This is a genomic window from Variovorax durovernensis, from assembly GCF_977011995.1.
The window spans coordinates 2,486,860-2,502,105 of record NZ_CDRNCW010000001.1 but is presented as its reverse complement, the minus strand read 5'-3'; the positions used below and the strand labels follow the sequence as shown (position 1 = coordinate 2,502,105).

Here is a 15,246-nt window from a genome sequence, read left to right as displayed (position 1 = left end):
AGAAAGAAAAACGATTGCAGGCTGTGCGTGCGCGCTCAGCCCGGATTGATTGCCTCGTGCGATGCGTCGGCCGCGCCGGTCGGCGTGGCTGGCGGCTCGGGAATGTCGGGCATGGCCGGCATGTTGCGCGGTACGTCCGACGGCATGTTGCCCCGGTTGATCGCACCGCCCTGCGGCACGGTCAGCTCCATGCGGATGCGCCCCGGCGTCTTGCCGCCGCGCACGCCGCCACCGGTTGCGACGGAGGGCTTCAGGTACGCATAGAGCTGCAGCACGGTCTGCACGTAGTTCTGCGTTTCCTTGTAGTTCGGGATCTTGTTGCCAGCGCGCTGCACGGCGCCCTCGCCCGCGTTGTAGGCGGCAAGGGCCAGTTCGATCTGGCCCGGGAACATGGCGATCAGGTCGCGCAGGTAGCGCGAACCGGCGGCGATGTTGATGCGTGGGTCGAACAGCTTCTTCTCGATGGTGGTGCGCTTGTCCGCCGACACGCCATAGCGCTGCGCGGTGGCGGGCATCAGCTGCATCAGGCCCATCGCGCCCTTGGGCGACACGGCCTGCGCGTCGAAGCCCGACTCGGTGGCGACCAGTGCTTGCAGCAGTTCGTAGTCGATGGCGTGCTTGCTCGATGCGTCGCGCAGCGCGGCCTTGGCGGTCTTGTAGCCGGGCGAGGCCTCGAACATGGCGAGCAGGGTTTGCGAGGCCTGCGGCACCTTGCCGTCGATGCCGCGCGCGCCGCGCCCGAGCGGAGAAATGCCGTTGGCGGTATCGAAGCTCTGCCCACCGCGAAAGAAGATCTGGTAGCGCTCGTCGATCTTCTCGGAAGCGAAATGCGCGACGCCCTTGCTGTCGACGTAGCCGTAGATGTCGGCGGCGCGCGCGCCCTGCAGCGACAGCACCAGGGCTGCACAAAGCAAGAGTGGACGGAACCAGCGTTTCATCGCGATGCGGTCTTGGTCGTCACAGCCGCCAGCCGTAGCGCTTGCGGCGCTCGGCATGGACCGCGGCGGCGTCGCCCATGCCGCGCGCGCGTCCGAAGCCCTTCAAGCCGGCCCACACGAGCATGCCGCCAACAAACACGGCGAAGAGAACGGCGGGCACCTGCCCCGGCTGGATGCCGTCGATGAGCATCGACGCGGCAATCAGCAAAGAAACGAACGCACCCGCCCAGCAGACGAGCCGGCGCATCCACAGCCAACCGGTGGCGACGGTTCGCTCGGCCCGGCTGGGCTTGGCGTCGTGGCTCGCCGCCTCGTCCCACCAGCCTGCCCAGAGGAACACGAACACGAAGAACAGGAACAGGCCGGCAAAGAACAGGTCCGGCGGCGCGATGGCCGGATGTGCGCGCGCCAGCATGGCAACTGCGCCCACGACGCAAGCCCCTGCCAGCGAACCACAAATGATCTTGTGCCTGTCCATGCCCTGTCTTGAGGAATATTCCGGTCGGAATCAGACGTCGATGTCGACGTCGTCGGCGCGCAGTTCCATGAGCTCGCGCCGCGCCGCCGCTTCGCCCTTGCCCATCAGCTTGGTGATCTCGCCCTGGGTGGACGTGAAGTCGAAACGGCCCAATTGGACCTGCATCAGGCGGCGGGTGTCTGGATTGAGCGTGGTTTCCCACAATTGTTCCGCGCTCATTTCGCCCAGTCCCTTGAAGCGGCTGATGCTCCAGGCGCCTTCGCGCACACCGTCTTTACGCAGTTTGTCGAGGGTGGCGGTCAGTTCGCCCTCGTCCAGCGCGTAGACCTTGGAGGCCGGTTTCTTGCCGCGCGCGGGGGCATCCACCCGGAACAATGGCGGCTTTGCGACATACACGTGGCCGGCTTCGATGAGCTTGGGGAAATGGCGGAAGAACAGCGTGAGCAGCAGCACCTGGATGTGCGAGCCGTCCACGTCGGCATCGCTCAGGATGCAGATCTTTCCGTAGCGCAGGCCGCTCATGTCGGGCGTGTCGTTGGGCCCATGGGGGTCGACGCCCACGGCCACCGAGATGTCGTGGATTTCGGTGTTGGCGAAGAGGCGGTCGCGCTCCACTTCCCAGGTGTTGAGCACCTTGCCGCGCAGCGGCAGGATGGCCTGGCTTTCCTTGTCGCGGCCCATCTTGGCGCTGCCGCCGGCGGAGTCGCCCTCGACCAGGAAGACTTCGTTGTGGCTGATGTCCTTGCTTTCGCAGTCGGTGAGCTTGCCGGGCAGCACGGCCACGCCGGAGCCCTTGCGCTTCTCGACCTTCTGGCCGGCGCGCTGGCGCGTCTGCGCGGCCTTGATGGCGAGCTCGGCCAGCTTCTTGCCGTAGTCGACGTGCTGGTTGAGCCACAGCTCGAGCGCGGGCCGCACGAAGCTCGACACCAGGCGCACGGCATCGCGCGAGTTCAGGCGTTCCTTGATCTGGCCCTGGAACTGGGGGTCGAGCACCTTGGCGCTGAGCACGTAGGAGGCGCGCGCGAACACGTCTTCTGGCAGCAGCTTCACGCCCTTGGGCAGCAGCGAATGCAGCTCGATGAAGCCCTTCACAGCGGTGAACAGGCCGTCGCGCAGGCCGCTTTCATGCGTGCCGCCGGCGCTGGTGGGAATCAGGTTGACGTAGCTCTCGCGCACCGGCTGGCCGTCTTCGGTGAAGGCCACGCACCAGTCGGCGCCCTCGCCTTCGGCGAAGTTGTCGGCGTTCTTGTCGGCATGGCCGCCGCCTTCGAACAGCGGAATGACGGGGTCGCCGTTGAGCGTCTGCATCAGGTAGTCGCTCAGGCCGCCCTTGTAGAGCCACTGCTGGCTTTCCTTGGTCTTTTCGTTCGTGAGCGTGACGCTCACGCCGGGCATAAGCACGGCCTTGCTGCGCAGCAGGTGCGTGAGTTCGCCCATGGGCAGCGCGGAGGTCTCGAAGTACTTGGCGTCTGGCCAGGCGCGCACGGTGGTGCCCTGCTTGCGTTCGCCGGCCTCGAGTTTGCGCACCTCGAGCTGTTCGATCACGTCGCCGCCGCTGAAGGCCAGCTTTGCGACCGAGCCCTCGCGGTGGGTCGACACTTCGAGCCGCTTGGACAGCGCGTTGGTCACCGACACGCCCACACCGTGCAGGCCGCCCGAGAAGCTGTAGGCGCCGCCCGAGCCCTTGTCGAACTTGCCGCCGGCATGCAGCCGGGTGTAGACCAGCTCGACCACGGGCGCTTTTTCTTCGGGGTGCAGGCCGAAGGGAATGCCGCGGCCGTCGTCCTCAATGCTGACCGAGCCGTCGGCATGCAGCGTGACCTTGATCTTCTTGCCGTGGCCCGCCAGCGCCTCGTCGGCGGCGTTGTCGATCACTTCCTGAATGATGTGCAGCGGGTTGTCGGTGCGGGTGTACATGCCCGGGCGCTGCTTGACGGGCTCCAGGCCCTTGAGCACGCGGATGGAGCCTTCCGAGTAGCCGGAAGACGCGGACGAAGAATTGGGGGGAGTCTTGGGGGGAGTCGCCATGGGGGCGGATTGTAGTCAGTCGCCGCCAAACAACTGGATACCCATACAGGAGACGCTTTGATGCCCAGCGCGCATCGAAACGGCGCCGATAAATCATCAATGGCTTTGGCCATCGGGGCGCCTGCCAAAGCAGCCAGGTCGCTACATTCGACGCCATCATGCAAACGCCAGCCCGCACTCTTTCGATCAAGCAAGTCCTCTTCTGCGGGGCGATGATCGTCACGCTTTCCATGGGCATCCGCCACGGCTTCGGCCTCTGGCTGCAGCCCATCACGCAGGCGCAGGACTGGAGCCGCGGCACCTTTTCGTTCGCGCTGGCGGTGCAGAACCTGTCGTGGGGCATCTTCGGCGTGTTCGCGGGCATGCTGGCCGACCGCTTCGGCGCGTTCAGGGTGCTGATTGCTGGCTCGGTGTTCTATGCGCTGGGGCTGTTCGGCATGGCGCATTCGCCGACGCCGCTGCTGTTCACGCTGAGCGCTGGCGTGCTGATCGGCGCCGCGCAGGCGGGCTCGACCTATGCGGTGATCTACGGCGTGATCGGGCGGCAGATTCCGGCGGAGCGGCGCTCCTGGGCCATGGGCGTGGCGGCGGCGGCCGGCTCGTTCGGGCAGTTCCTGATGGCGCCTGTCGAGGGCTGGCTGATCGGCCACCTGGGCTGGCAGACGGCGCTGGCCGTGGTGGCGGTGCTGGTTCTGGTCATCATTCCGCTGGCCTTCGGCCTGCGCGAGCCCAAGACCGAAGCCCTGGCCGGCCACCGCGACCAGTCGGTGCTGCAGGCCGTGGGCGAGGCTTTCCGCTATCCCAGTTTCGGGCTGCTGATGGCGGGGTACTTCGTCTGCGGCTTCCAGCTGGCGTTCATCGGCATCCACATGCCGACCTACCTGCGCGACAAGAGCCTGCCGGCCGACGTGGCGGGCTATGCGCTGGCGCTGATCGGGCTGTTCAACGTGTTCGGCACCTACACGGTCGGGCTGCTGGGGCAGACGCTGGCCAAGCGCAAGATCCTGGCGGCGATCTATTTCGCGCGGGCGGTGTCGATCGCGCTGTTCCTGCTGGCGCCCATTTCGCCGATGAGCGTGTATGTGTTCTCGGCGGCCATGGGCTTCCTGTGGCTGTCCACCGTGCCCGCGACCAACGCCATCGTGGCGGGCATCTTCGGGGTGGCGCATCTGTCGATGCTCAGCGGCTTCGTGTTCCTGAGCCACCAGGTCGGCTCGTTCCTGGGCGTGTGGCTGGGCGGCTACCTGTACGACACCACGGGCAGCTACGACGTCGTCTGGTACATCGCCATTGCGCTGGGCGTGTTCGCGGCGCTGATCAACCTGCCGGTGAAGGAAAACGCCATCGCGCGGGCGCCCCGGCCGTTGGGCGCGGCGGGCTGATTGCGTATAAAGAGCGCCATGACACCACGGATGCGCCACCACATCGTCCACGCCGGCTGGCTCGCCGCCGCGCTGGCAGTGCTGGGCGGCGTGTTCGCGATGTACGTGCATCCGGACTTCCTCGTGACGCTGGTGGACCAGATCTGGTCCTGCTTCTGACGCTTCCTCTCTTCTCCTCCGATCCGCCATGACAGTTGCAGCAACGGCGCACGGCACGGGCGCGCCTTCCGAGTGGATCGTCCGCTGGTCGCACCTGCTGGCGCCCGGTGCCACGGTGCTCGACGTGGCCTGCGGCTCCGGGCGGCACATGCGCTGGTTCGCCGGGCGCGGCCACGCCGTGACGGGCGTCGACCGTTCGCCCGAAGCCGTGGCGGCGGCAGGCGCCTTCGGCAGCGTGGTCGAGGCCGACATCGAATCGGGCCCGTGGCCGTTTGCCGGCCAGGTCTTCGGCGCGGTGGTCGTCACGCACTACCTCTGGCGGCCGCGCATGGCCGACATCGTGGCCGCAGTGGCGCCGGGCGGCTTGCTGCTCTACGAGACCTTCGCCGCGGGCAACGAGACCGTGGGCAAGCCCTCGCGGCCCGATTTCCTGCTGCAGCCCGGCGAGCTGCTCGCCGCCTGCACCGGACTGCGCGTGGTGGCCTACGAAGACGGTTTCGAGCCCGAGCCGGCCCGCTTTGTCCAGCGCATTGCCGCCGTCCGCGAGGCCGGGAACGCCCCCGGCCAGCCGCCCCGCCACCTCCTTAAGGGAAACTGAGGGGGTCGGGGGGCGTGTTTCCGCCGGCCCCGGAGTAAGTAGAATCGGCGCTTTCGTCCACCGACAAAGAGATTCCCCTTGGAGCAACTGACAGGCAGCATCGTCGCGCTCGTCACGCCGATGCACGACGACGGCAGTGTCGATTACCCCGCCCTGCGGCGGCTCATTGACTGGCACATCGAAGAAGGCACCGACTGCCTCGGCGTGGTCGGCACCACCGGCGAATCGCCGACGGTCGATGTCGAAGAGCACTGCGAAATCATCCGCGTCTCGGTCGAACAGGCCAAGGGCCGCGTCCCCGTGATGGCTGGCTGCGGCGCCAATTCCACCAAGGAAGCCATCGAGCTCGCCAAGTTCGCCAAGGGCGTGGGCGCCGACTCCCAGCTCCAGGTCGTGCCGTACTACAACAAGCCCACGCAAGAGGGCCAGTACCAGCACTTCAAGGCCATCGCCGAGTCCGTGGGCGACCTGCCCATCGTGCTTTACAACGTGCCCGGCCGCACCGTCGCCGATATGGCGCACGACACAGTGCTGCGCCTGGCACAGGTGCCCGGCATCATCGGCATCAAGGAAGCCACCGGCAACATCGAGCGGGCCCAGTGGCTCATCCGCGACGTGCCCAAGAACTTCGCCGTCTATTCCGGCGACGACCCGACCGCGGTCGCACTCATGCTGTGCGGCGGCCAGGGCAACATCAGCGTCACGGCCAACATCGCGCCGCGCAAGATGCACGAGCTGTGCGTCGCGGCGCTGGCAGGCGACGTCAAGCGCGCCATGCAGATCCAGTTCGAACTGATGCCGCTGCACCGCAACCTGTTCGTCGAGCCGAATCCGATCCCGCTCAAGTGGGCCATGGCCAGGCTCGGCCTGTGCGGCGGCGCGCTTCGGCTGCCGCTCACCGAACTGGGCGAAGCCAGCCGTCCGGCGGTCGAAGGCGCGTTGCGTGCCACCGGCCTGCTCAAGAACTGAGCCCCCCAAACCCATTTCCGACCTGCGATCTGCTTTTTCCCTGGCCGCAACAAGGTTAAGCAACCTTTTGCCCGAACCATGCTCTGAGATGGCGGGCATTGCGGCCCACAGATAGACCGAACCATTCCAACAAGGAAGACGACGTTGAAGAACCTTTCGCAAATTTCGCGATATGCATTGCTGGCCACCCTGGTTGCCAGCCTCGCCGCCTGCTCCGTCCTCGAGAGCGACAAGATCGACTACAAGAGCGCCGGCAAAGCCCCGACGCTCGAAGTCCCTCCCGATCTCTCCCAACTCTCGCGCGACAACCGCTACGCCATCCCCGGCGGCGCCGTGACCGCCAACGCCTACCAGGCCGGCATTGCCAACGCCCCGGGCGTGCCCACCGCCGTGAGCAACATCGGCGACGTCAAGATGGAGCGCTCTGGCACGCAGCGCTGGATCGTCGTCAACCGCACGCCCGACCAGCTCTGGGAGCCGGTTCGCGACTTCTGGCAGGAAAGCGGCTTCCTGCTGACCACCGACCAGCGCAACCTGGGCATCATGGAAACCGACTGGGCCGAGAACCGCGCCAAGCTGCCGCAGGACATCATCCGCGGCACGCTGGGCAAGCTGGTCGAATCGGTCTACTCGACCGGCGAGCTCGACCGCTTCCGCACCCGCCTGGAACGCACGCCCAACGGCACCGAGATCTTCATCAGCCATCGCGGCATGCAGGAGGTCTACAACAACTCCCGCCAGGACCAGACGGTGTGGCAGCCCCGCCCCAGCGACCCTGAGCTCGAGACCGAATTCCTGCGCCGCCTGATGGTCAAGCTCGGCGTCTCGCAAGAGCAGTCGAAGATCCTGGCCGCCACCACGGCACCGGCACGCACCGCCACCATCACCAAGATCGGCAACCAGCCAGCCGTGCAGATCAGCGAAGGCTTCGACCGCGCATGGCGTCGCGTCGGCCTGGCGCTCGACCGCACCGGCTTCACCGTGGAAGACCGCGACCGCAGCGCCGGCGTGTACTTCGTGCGCTACGTGCCGCCGAACCCCGACAAGAAGGAGCCTGGCTTCTTCGGCAAGCTGTTCAGCGGCTCGAGCAAGACCGAGGCACCTCTGAAGTTCCGCATCTCGGTCAAGAGCCAGGGCGAGAGCAGCACGGTCGTTGTGATGAACGAAGCCGGCGCGCCTGAAACGTCGGCCAACGCCGACCGCATCGTCAAGGTCATCGCCGACGACCTGAAGTAGCCCGCATGCTCCGCTTCCGAAGTCTCGGCAGCGGCAGCACGGGCAACGCCGCGCTGGTCGAAGCGACCAGCGGCGGCCGCACCTCCCGCATGTTGGTCGACTGCGGCTTCGGCCTCAAGCAGCTCGACCTGCGGCTGGCCCGCGCAGGCCTTGCCGCCAGCGACATCCATGCAGTCTTCGTCACGCACGAGCACGGAGACCACATCGGCTGCGCACATACGCTCTCGCGGCGCAACCGCATTCCCGTGTGGATGAGCGAAGGCACATGGTTAGCCACCGGCGGGCGCGATTTCGAAGGCCTGCTGAACATCGCGCGCGACGACACCGAGTTCGCGGTGGGCAACATCGGCGTGCAGCCCTTCACCGTTCCCCACGACGCGCGCGAGCCGCTGCAACTGCGCTGCACCGACGGCAATCGCACCCTCGGCGTGCTGACCGATCTCGGCCATGCAACAGCACATGTGCTCGCGCGGCTTAGCGGCGTGCATGCACTGCTGCTGGAGTTCAACCACGACAGCGACCTGCTGGCGGGCTCGGCCTACCCGGCCTTTCTCAAGCACCGTGTGGGCGGCAACTACGGGCACCTGTCGAACACGGCTGCGGCGGACATCGCACGCGCGGTGCTGCACGGCGGCCTGCGCCATGTGGTCGCTGCGCACCTGAGCGAGCAGAACAACCGGCCCGAGATCGTGCGCCGCTTGATGGCCGAGGCACTGGGCGGCGATGAGGCAGAGATGCTCACCGCCGACGCTGCAGAGGGCTCGCCCTGGCTCGACGTGTGAGCCTGCGCGCAGCCTTGCTCACGCTCCCTTAATAAAAAAAACCGCCTCATGGCGGTTTTTTTATCGCGCTGGCGCAAGTCCCTTGCTTATTGCTGCTTCGGCGCTTCGTTGTTCTTCTTCGCAGCCTCGGTGGCTGCATTCGCGGCATCGAGCGCAGACGAAGCACCAGGCGCCGGCGTAGCGGACGAGGTGCTCGAATCAGGCGTGGTGGCAGGCGCGGGAGTCGCGTCGGAAGACGGTGCGGGCGCAGGAGCGGGCGCGGGTTCGGTCACGGGCGCAGGAGGCGGCGTCACGACAGCCGGCGCTGCATCCTCCTTCTTTCCACAGGCGACGAGCGCGGCAGCGGCGATGAGCGAGGCGATCAGGACGGACGATGACTTCTTCATGGAATCTCCTTTGGCAATGAAGGTCTGGAACGAAAAAATTCTAGACCTGCATATCGCCTCGAATATGTCTGGCAGCCGCATTCGCGGCATTGGCTTACAAGCCCAGCGTGGAGGCAGGAAACGCGGGCCGCGCGATGCGCCAGCACTCGTCGATCGACTCGCGCAGCGCACGGCGCGCGCGTGCATCGGTGCCGCTCACGCCGCGGCTGCGCTCAGGGTCGATGCGATGCACGAACCATGTGGGCGTCCAGATGGCGCTGGGCACTTCGCAGCCCGCAGCCTTGCCGGTCGCGCGGCATTCGATGATGTGGTCCCACATGCGGCGCCACGGCACGAAGCGCGCGTGGCCGCGCTCGAGAATGTCGAAGCGCTGCGCGAGCAGCACGAAGCGGCGCCCGCTGGCCGACCATGCCTGCAGTGCCTCGATGCTCGCGCGCTCGCCTAGCGGCCAGTCGGCGAAGTCGGGATCGCTGAAGACGATCTCTCTCCAGCCCTCGCGCGCAGCGGCGGCCAGTGCCGTGCGCAGGATCGCTTCGAAGGCCTCGCGGCCGTCGAAGCGCCCTTCGCTCAGTGGTTGTGCGGCCTCGTCATTCATTCGGCATGGAGCCAGCCTGCTTCGGACCAATCGGCGAGCAGCGCGAGCGCGCCTTCGCTGGCGCGGCTCAGCTCGCGAGGGCCCAGCGCGCGCTGGTCGGCAAGGCGGCGCATCAACGTGGCGTCGGCCCCGCCGGCACGAAAGCTCTCGCCGTTGATGTAGATGTGCCGTGTGTCGTAGAGCATGCGCGTGCGGCGGTCCAGCGCCACGCGCTGCATGTTGCCGGGCGCCTGGCTGCCCTCGCCGAACCACACGTTGGCCTTGGGCTCGGTGAGCGACTCGCCGAGCGCGCGATCGACGGCGTCGGCATCGCGCAGCGCAGCTTCCACGGCCTTGCGCGCGAAGCCCTGCAATGCGGCGGGCATCTGCGCGGGATTGTCGACGGCCGGCTGCGTCGGGTCGCGGTAGCGCGCCAGTTCAGCGGGTCCGGCGTCTTCCAGGTCTTCCGAATAGGCCTGCGCCATTCGCGCAAGCAGGTCGGCGCCAAGCTCGCCCAATGCGGACGAACGCAGGCCGATCGAGCAGGTCATGCAGTCGTCGCCCACGGCCACGCCGTCATGCGCATAGCGTGGCGGCAGGTACAGCATGTCGCCGGGCTCGAGCACGAAGGTCTGCTCGGGTTCGAAGTTCTCGAGGATCTTGAGCGGCACGCCGGGCTGCAGCCGCAGGTCGCTCTGCTTGCCGATGGACCAGCGGCGCCGGCCCTGCGCCTGCAGCAGGAACACGTCGTAGCTGTCGAAATGCGCGCCGACGCCGCCGGTGTCGCTCGCGTAGCTGATCATCAGGTCGTCGAGGCGGGCATCCGGCAAAAAGCGAAACTGCCGCAACAGTTCGTGCACGCCCTCGTGGTGCAGGTCGACGCCCTGCACCAGCAGCGTCCAGGCCGGCTGCTTGAGCGGCGGCAAGGCACGGCGCGGCAGCGGGCCGTGCTTGAGCGACCAGCCGGCCTTGCCTTGCCGGATCAGGCGGGACTCGACTTCTTCCTTTTCGGCCAGCGCGAACAGCGCATTGCGCTCGATCGGTGGCACCATGGCGGGAATGGCCTGGCGAACCAGCAAGGGCTTTTTCTGCCAATACCGCCGCATGAACTGCGCGGCACTCAGGCCGCCGAGCAACGGCAGCGGTTGATTAATCTCCATGGGAGAATTCTGCAATGGAATCAAAATTTCTAGGATTGGCGCGGGTTTTCGGAGGCAGCCTACGCTAGAGCCTACGCCGAAAAGGGTGCCGTATTGCCCTGAAACCTCCCAACAACTGGACTGGCGGTGTCGCTTGTAGGGGGTGGTGAGCCGACTGATTCTAGGACGCGCGCCCTCGCAGGGTCGCACAAACGATTCAAGGTGGGCATTTGCTTGGTCAGCCGGGGAACCCCTCTTCGAAAGTTTTCCTCAAGGCCCTCACGCATGACCCTGCTAATAGCCGCGCAGCAATGCCGCTTGCCGATTGAGCGGATGCCGATCCAAGGCAGTCAAGACCTCGGCTCGGTCCTAGAACACCCCTTTTGGGGAATTTAGCGCCCACTTCGCCACGCAACTTTTCAGCAATTTCCCCGCATTCGCAGGATCACGAGCCCTCTCGTCTTCTATGAGTTCGTGGCCCGTCAATCGCTCCATTGTGCGCACCTTGCGCTCCCTATATTCCGCATCGTCCGAGCCCATGGTCTCGATCACCACGCAGTCTTCCGGCCGGCCGCGATGCGACACCACGAAATCCGGCCGTGCTCCAGTTCCGTTCCACGAAAAAAGTGGCTTGAGCATCCCCAGGTCCACGCCCTTGTCGTTGTGAAGCCAGCGCATCACGCCAACCAGATCCTGCACAGCATCGCGCTCCAGATCTGAATCGACCGGTAGCCACCAGTCCAGCGCCTGAATCGGGTGCGCGTAGGCCTGCATGATGCGCACGGCGCCGTCGGGTAACTGGCCGACCAGGGCGCACATGAGCATCGGGTAGCGAACGGCTGCACCGTCGCCGCCGAAGACGGCCAGCCGTCCGTCGATCTCGGTGTCTTCCTCAGCCCCTGTCAGCCTCACCCGCTTCTCCTTCTGGCTCGCGTGCTCGATTTCGGTCAACCACCAGACCTGCGGCTTCAACCCATGCGCTTCGCATTTGCGAAACCCCGTCTCCATCCAGCGCTCGCGCCAGGCTCGCGGATCGCAGTACAGAACGTCACGCAGGAAGAGCCCCTGCGCAAGCTCGACCGTCTGGGCGAGCTTCAGCAAAGCGCCACGGTCTGTTGACGCGTACGGTTTGGGCCACCGATTCACCCCCGCCTCGTGCAGCAGCCAGAACATGCGCCGCGCCAGCGGGTGCGCTCTGACGCTACGCTCCGAGGCGTCATGCTCCGGCGTCCCGCCCTCACGGGGCGCACGAACACGGGTTGCCTGCTGGAAGAGGAAATCCGGCCGCACCGCCTCGCCCACGCCGTCCGCGTCCTCCACGTCGGCTCCCTGCGCGTCATCATCGGCCGGCTCGCGTTGCTCGAAGACAAAGCGGCAGTCGGGCCGGTGCGCGTCGCGGTCCATCAATCGCCGAAGCGACAGCCCACCACCGTGGCCGCCCGTTCGCCGTGCCACCGCCAACAGGGGCGGATTGCCGCGGTCACCCGTGCACCCACAGGCCAGCCACGCACTGCCCGTATGCAGGCGATCAAGCAACGCAAGCACTCGGTCGTGATCCGACGCTGAGGCCGCGCCATCCCACCAGCGGCCCAAGGCTGAGACGTCCAGATGGTCGAGCGGGGTCACAGCCTGGGACAGGGCCTTTCCAACTGGGTGCTTGGGAATGCTCGCGAGGTTCATCGGATCTGATGGTCGGTCATGCGCTGTTCGGCGAATCGCGTTGCTGAAACGGGCCCTGGACAGTCTCTTACCAATGTTGCCATGCCCTGAAGGGATAACAGCCCTCCCAGAGCGTCTTTCGACCTCGTGGCGACACACTGGTATGTGAGGATTCTCACTGCTTCCTCTTCCCGATTTCAATGACAGCTACACGCAAGAAGACGCCCCCCGATTGGGCGCGACTGCCGCCCGATCCCGCGCGCCAACTCCCGTCGTCCGCCCAAGCCGTCGTCGACCGCACACGCCACCTCTGGCAGGCACAGCGAGTGCAAGAACGACTCCAGCGAACAGCTCCCTCGGCCCAGGAGCCCGGACCACATCGCAGATTCGAGTTCGATCACAGCATGTAGAGCCTCCCGGAGACTTGCCGATGAACAACATCTATCTGTTTCAGGTCCTTGCCGGCACGGCCTTCACGATGGTCCCCATCCTGTTCACGTTTTGCGTCTTTCTGTGCCTGCGCGGCTTGCCTGCGCTCGCTCATCGCCAGGCTGCTGCAGCGTCGAGTTCTTCCGATCCGCAACCGTCGTTGCGGATGCGTGCGGCGACGCCCGTCGCCATGCGCTCGTTCGGAAGTCTGGTCCATGCCGAGACGAACGAGCGGCGCGTCGAACCAATGTGGGTTCCGACCGATCTTCATGCAGCCCGAACTGGTGACGCCGGCCACCCGATCCGCTCGGACGCGGGAGAGCCGTTGGATGAACCGGAGTCGCCGCGTGCACGAGACGCGCGTCATCTCTGGCATCCCCTGCCAGGCATGTGTCTGGCGCTCGGGGCCACGGGCTTCGAGATTGGGCTCGAGACACAGGGCCCGATGACCGGTGCCTTCATCTTGTGGAGCCCCGAGGGCAAGGGATTGTTCGCCGGTCCGAACCTCGAGGAGCTCAAGCACATCGCGGAGCAACAAGCCGGCTACCGCGAACAGTTTCGCCACGCCCCCATGGCAACGCCCTGGCACAGAGCCGCAGACGATTGAGGCAGCGCCGCGACCCGCAATCAGAGTTGCGTCGGCTCAGCGGGTCGATACCGTCAACTGCATGACCGTCAGCCAAGCGCTTTTACTCTCGGCCCTTCCGGCTCGCCGCCGCGCCCATCGCGGTGACGGTGTCGCCAGCATGCGATCGCTCCGCCCCATGGTGCGGCAAAGGTTCCAGACCTCGGGACTCTCGCTCCCGCTCGCGGGCTGAACGCGACGAGCCGCCCTCCCCGATGCAAACGACCGCCGAACAAAGCGCCGTCGCCGACGCCCCTCTCTCGGGCGTGACGAAAGTCATCGCCTATGCCGGCACGGGCAAGACAACCGCCCTCGTGGCCTTGGCGCACCGCAACCGACATCTTCGCGGGCTGTACCTGGCCTTCAACAAGTCGGCCGAACTCGACGCCCGGCAGCGCTTCCCGCGCACCGTGCAATGCAAGACGGTCAATGCCCTCGCTTTCGGCTCCACCGGCAAGGTCTACTCGCACAAGCTCGGAACGTTGCGGCCGGTGAATGCGATCAAGCTCATGGGGCTTGCGTGGGACTGGAGCTTCGCCGGCCTGGTCGTGGACACCATCACGGCCTGGTGTGTGAGCGACCTCAAGACGTTTCCCGAACGCGCGATCGCCGTGGGACCCGCGCCGACCGGCCCGGAGCACCTGCTGCGCTATGCCGCGGAAGTGGCCGGCAAGCTTTGGCAGCGCATGTGCGATCCGCACGACGAAGCGCCGATGACGCATGACGGCTATCTGAAGTTGTTCCAGCTGCAGCACCCTGCTCTGCCTTGCGACTATCTGATGCTGGACGAAGGCCAGGACACGAATCCTGTGACCTGGGACATCGTGGGACGGCAAATCTGCCCCGTGGTGTTGGTCGGCGATGGCTACCAGTCGATCTACCAGTTCCGTGGGGCCGTGAACGCGATGGATGCGGCGAAGGCCAGCCGAACCCTGACCTTGACTCAGAGCTTTCGATTCGGAGCGAAGGTGGCCCGCATCGCGAATGCGCTGCTGTGGGGCTTTTTCGACGAGACGCTTCCGCTGGCTGGAGTCGGCCCGGACACCGTGGTCCGGCGCCTGCCGCCCACGGCGCCCCGACACGCAGTGCTCGCGCGAACCAACGCCCAGATCTTCGAGGAGGCGGTGCGCGGCGTGCGCGAGAAAAAGATCCTCGGCTTCGCCGGCGGCGTCAACGCGTACGGCTTCGAGAAGATCATCGACACATGGCACCTGGCCGACGGGCAGTTGGGGTTGGTGCGCGATCCGTTTTTGCGCAACTTCCCGTCCTTCGCCAACCTGGCCGACTACGCGGACAAGTCGCGCGATCAAGAGGTGCGTCGTCTGATCAAGATTGTGGAGACGTACGGTGAGCAGATCGTGCCACTGGTCGATGCGATCCGGGCCGCCAGCCACCCGTCGCTGAGTGAAGCAGATCTGGTGCTATCCACCGCGCACCGGTGCAAGGGGATGACGTTGCCCGTGGTACGGCTGGCCGAGGACTTTCCAGCGTTGATCGATGAGTCTGGCAGGCTGTTGCCACCCGAGAAACTCGACCGCCAGGAGGTCAACCTGTTGTACGTGGCCATCACCCGAGCTTCGCATCGGCTGATGCTGAACCTGACGACGCTGGACTTCCTTCGGGCCATGAGCCTGGGTGACCTGGCGGCGCAGCACGCGCTGGCAGATGACGTGCCCTTAATTGCACCAGCGGCACCTACCTGGGAGACGGACCTTCCCGATGACGCCGACGAAACAAGCGCGCAGTCAGCCAGCCACGCCTGCAACGAAACCTCTGCCTCGCTGCGACCTCAAGCCGCCGCGAAAACGCAGCCTCCGCAAATGGCGCAGGGCGACCTGTTCGGTCTGGCATGAATCCCAAGGAG

General features: G+C 66.1%; 15 protein-coding genes. 8 read left to right on the top strand and 7 right to left on the bottom strand.

Annotated features, from left to right (window positions below; genetic code table 11):
• Nucleotides 1–35: 35 nt before the first annotated feature.
• The 3 genes from ACWV14_RS12025 to ACWV14_RS12015 form a co-directional block, all read right to left on the bottom strand.
• Nucleotides 36–938 carry a lytic transglycosylase domain-containing protein gene (locus tag ACWV14_RS12025; protein WP_454909616.1) on the bottom strand — a complete coding sequence of 301 codons (903 nt, stop codon included), beginning with the start codon at nucleotides 936–938 and terminating at the stop codon, nucleotides 36–38.
• A 19-nt stretch (nucleotides 939–957) separates the two neighbouring features.
• Complete coding sequence (locus tag ACWV14_RS12020) at nucleotides 958–1,368, bottom strand: hypothetical protein (protein ID WP_454909615.1); 411 nt, start codon at nucleotides 1,366–1,368, stop codon at nucleotides 958–960.
• Between the two features lie 78 nt (nucleotides 1,369–1,446).
• The gene (locus ACWV14_RS12015; RefSeq protein WP_422085878.1) at nucleotides 1,447–3,444 is read right to left on the bottom strand and encodes a DNA topoisomerase IV subunit B; all 1,998 of its coding nucleotides are present in this window, start codon (nucleotides 3,442–3,444) and stop codon (nucleotides 1,447–1,449) included.
• Between the two features lie 158 nt (nucleotides 3,445–3,602).
• On the opposite strand from ACWV14_RS12015, the gene ACWV14_RS12010 reads away from it, so the two are divergent.
• The 6 genes from ACWV14_RS12010 (at nucleotide 3,603) to ACWV14_RS11985 (ending at nucleotide 8,570) form a co-directional block, all read left to right on the top strand.
• Nucleotides 3,603–4,826, top strand: a complete 1,224-nt coding sequence (locus tag ACWV14_RS12010; protein ID WP_454909614.1) for an MFS transporter — start codon at nucleotides 3,603–3,605, stop codon at nucleotides 4,824–4,826.
• Between the two features lie 18 nt (nucleotides 4,827–4,844).
• The gene (locus ACWV14_RS12005) at nucleotides 4,845–4,985 is read left to right on the top strand and encodes a hypothetical protein (protein WP_301509025.1); all 141 of its coding nucleotides are present in this window, start codon (nucleotides 4,845–4,847) and stop codon (nucleotides 4,983–4,985) included.
• 28 nt (nucleotides 4,986–5,013) lie between these two features.
• The gene (locus ACWV14_RS12000) at nucleotides 5,014–5,583 is read left to right on the top strand and encodes a class I SAM-dependent methyltransferase (RefSeq protein ID WP_454909613.1); all 570 of its coding nucleotides are present in this window, start codon (nucleotides 5,014–5,016) and stop codon (nucleotides 5,581–5,583) included.
• Between the two features lie 78 nt (nucleotides 5,584–5,661).
• Nucleotides 5,662–6,552, top strand: a complete 891-nt coding sequence (gene dapA / locus ACWV14_RS11995; protein WP_454909612.1) for a 4-hydroxy-tetrahydrodipicolinate synthase — start codon at nucleotides 5,662–5,664, stop codon at nucleotides 6,550–6,552.
• Between the two features lie 144 nt (nucleotides 6,553–6,696).
• Entirely contained in the window at nucleotides 6,697–7,788 is a 1,092-nt protein-coding gene (bamC, locus tag ACWV14_RS11990; protein ID WP_454909611.1) for an outer membrane protein assembly factor BamC, read from the top strand.
• 5 nt (nucleotides 7,789–7,793) lie between these two features.
• A complete protein-coding gene (locus ACWV14_RS11985; RefSeq protein ID WP_454909610.1) occupies nucleotides 7,794–8,570 on the top strand; it encodes an MBL fold metallo-hydrolase in 777 nt (258 codons plus the stop codon).
• Between the two features lie 86 nt (nucleotides 8,571–8,656).
• Here the strand turns inward: ACWV14_RS11985 and ACWV14_RS11980 are convergent, their stop codons facing one another.
• From ACWV14_RS11980 to ACWV14_RS11965, 4 genes are all read right to left on the bottom strand, one after another.
• The gene (locus tag ACWV14_RS11980) at nucleotides 8,657–8,956 is read right to left on the bottom strand and encodes a hypothetical protein (protein ID WP_454909609.1); all 300 of its coding nucleotides are present in this window, start codon (nucleotides 8,954–8,956) and stop codon (nucleotides 8,657–8,659) included.
• A gap of 94 nt (nucleotides 8,957–9,050) precedes the next feature.
• A complete protein-coding gene (locus ACWV14_RS11975; protein WP_454909608.1) occupies nucleotides 9,051–9,551 on the bottom strand; it encodes a hypothetical protein in 501 nt (166 codons plus the stop codon).
• Nucleotides 9,548–10,690 (bottom strand): JmjC domain-containing protein, encoded by a 1,143-nt coding sequence (locus ACWV14_RS11970; protein ID WP_454909607.1) that lies wholly within the window; start codon nucleotides 10,688–10,690, stop codon nucleotides 9,548–9,550. Before ACWV14_RS11970 ends, ACWV14_RS11975 begins: the two co-directional genes overlap by 4 nt.
• 348 nt (nucleotides 10,691–11,038) lie before the next feature.
• Nucleotides 11,039–12,349 carry a hypothetical protein gene (locus tag ACWV14_RS11965; RefSeq protein WP_454909606.1) on the bottom strand — a complete coding sequence of 437 codons (1,311 nt, stop codon included), beginning with the start codon at nucleotides 12,347–12,349 and terminating at the stop codon, nucleotides 11,039–11,041.
• A 409-nt stretch (nucleotides 12,350–12,758) separates the two neighbouring features.
• On the opposite strand from ACWV14_RS11965, the gene ACWV14_RS11960 reads away from it, so the two are divergent.
• Both ACWV14_RS11960 and ACWV14_RS11955 read left to right on the top strand, forming a co-directional pair.
• A complete protein-coding gene (locus ACWV14_RS11960; protein WP_454909605.1) occupies nucleotides 12,759–13,364 on the top strand; it encodes a hypothetical protein in 606 nt (201 codons plus the stop codon).
• Nucleotides 13,365–13,597: 233 nt separating this feature from the next.
• Nucleotides 13,598–15,235: a UvrD-helicase domain-containing protein gene (locus ACWV14_RS11955; protein ID WP_454909604.1), complete on the top strand. Its 1,638-nt coding sequence runs from the start codon at nucleotides 13,598–13,600 to the stop codon at nucleotides 15,233–15,235.
• Nucleotides 15,236–15,246: the final 11 nt, after the last annotated feature.

What these genes read in the sequence shown, in the direction of transcription:
- ACWV14_RS12025 (WP_454909616.1), bottom strand. Translation starts at nt 938, where the DNA reads ATGAAACGCTGGTTCCGTCCACTCTTGCTTTGTGCAGCCCTGGTGCTG.
- ACWV14_RS12015 (WP_422085878.1), bottom strand. Translation starts at nt 3,444, where the DNA reads ATGGCGACTCCCCCCAAGACTCCCCCCAATTCTTCGTCCGCGTCTTCC.
- ACWV14_RS12010 (WP_454909614.1), top strand. Translation starts at nt 3,603, where the DNA reads ATGCAAACGCCAGCCCGCACTCTTTCGATCAAGCAAGTCCTCTTCTGC.
- ACWV14_RS12005 (WP_301509025.1), top strand. Translation starts at nt 4,845, where the DNA reads ATGACACCACGGATGCGCCACCACATCGTCCACGCCGGCTGGCTCGCC.
- ACWV14_RS12000 (WP_454909613.1), top strand. Translation starts at nt 5,014, where the DNA reads ATGACAGTTGCAGCAACGGCGCACGGCACGGGCGCGCCTTCCGAGTGG.
- ACWV14_RS11985 (WP_454909610.1), top strand. Translation starts at nt 7,794, where the DNA reads ATGCTCCGCTTCCGAAGTCTCGGCAGCGGCAGCACGGGCAACGCCGCG.
- ACWV14_RS11980 (WP_454909609.1), bottom strand. Translation starts at nt 8,956, where the DNA reads ATGAAGAAGTCATCGTCCGTCCTGATCGCCTCGCTCATCGCCGCTGCC.
- ACWV14_RS11975 (WP_454909608.1), bottom strand. Translation starts at nt 9,551, where the DNA reads ATGAATGACGAGGCCGCACAACCACTGAGCGAAGGGCGCTTCGACGGC.
- ACWV14_RS11970 (WP_454909607.1), bottom strand. Translation starts at nt 10,690, where the DNA reads ATGGAGATTAATCAACCGCTGCCGTTGCTCGGCGGCCTGAGTGCCGCG.
- ACWV14_RS11965 (WP_454909606.1), bottom strand. Translation starts at nt 12,349, where the DNA reads ATGAACCTCGCGAGCATTCCCAAGCACCCAGTTGGAAAGGCCCTGTCC.
- ACWV14_RS11960 (WP_454909605.1), top strand. Translation starts at nt 12,759, where the DNA reads ATGAACAACATCTATCTGTTTCAGGTCCTTGCCGGCACGGCCTTCACG.
- ACWV14_RS11955 (WP_454909604.1), top strand. Translation starts at nt 13,598, where the DNA reads ATGCAAACGACCGCCGAACAAAGCGCCGTCGCCGACGCCCCTCTCTCG.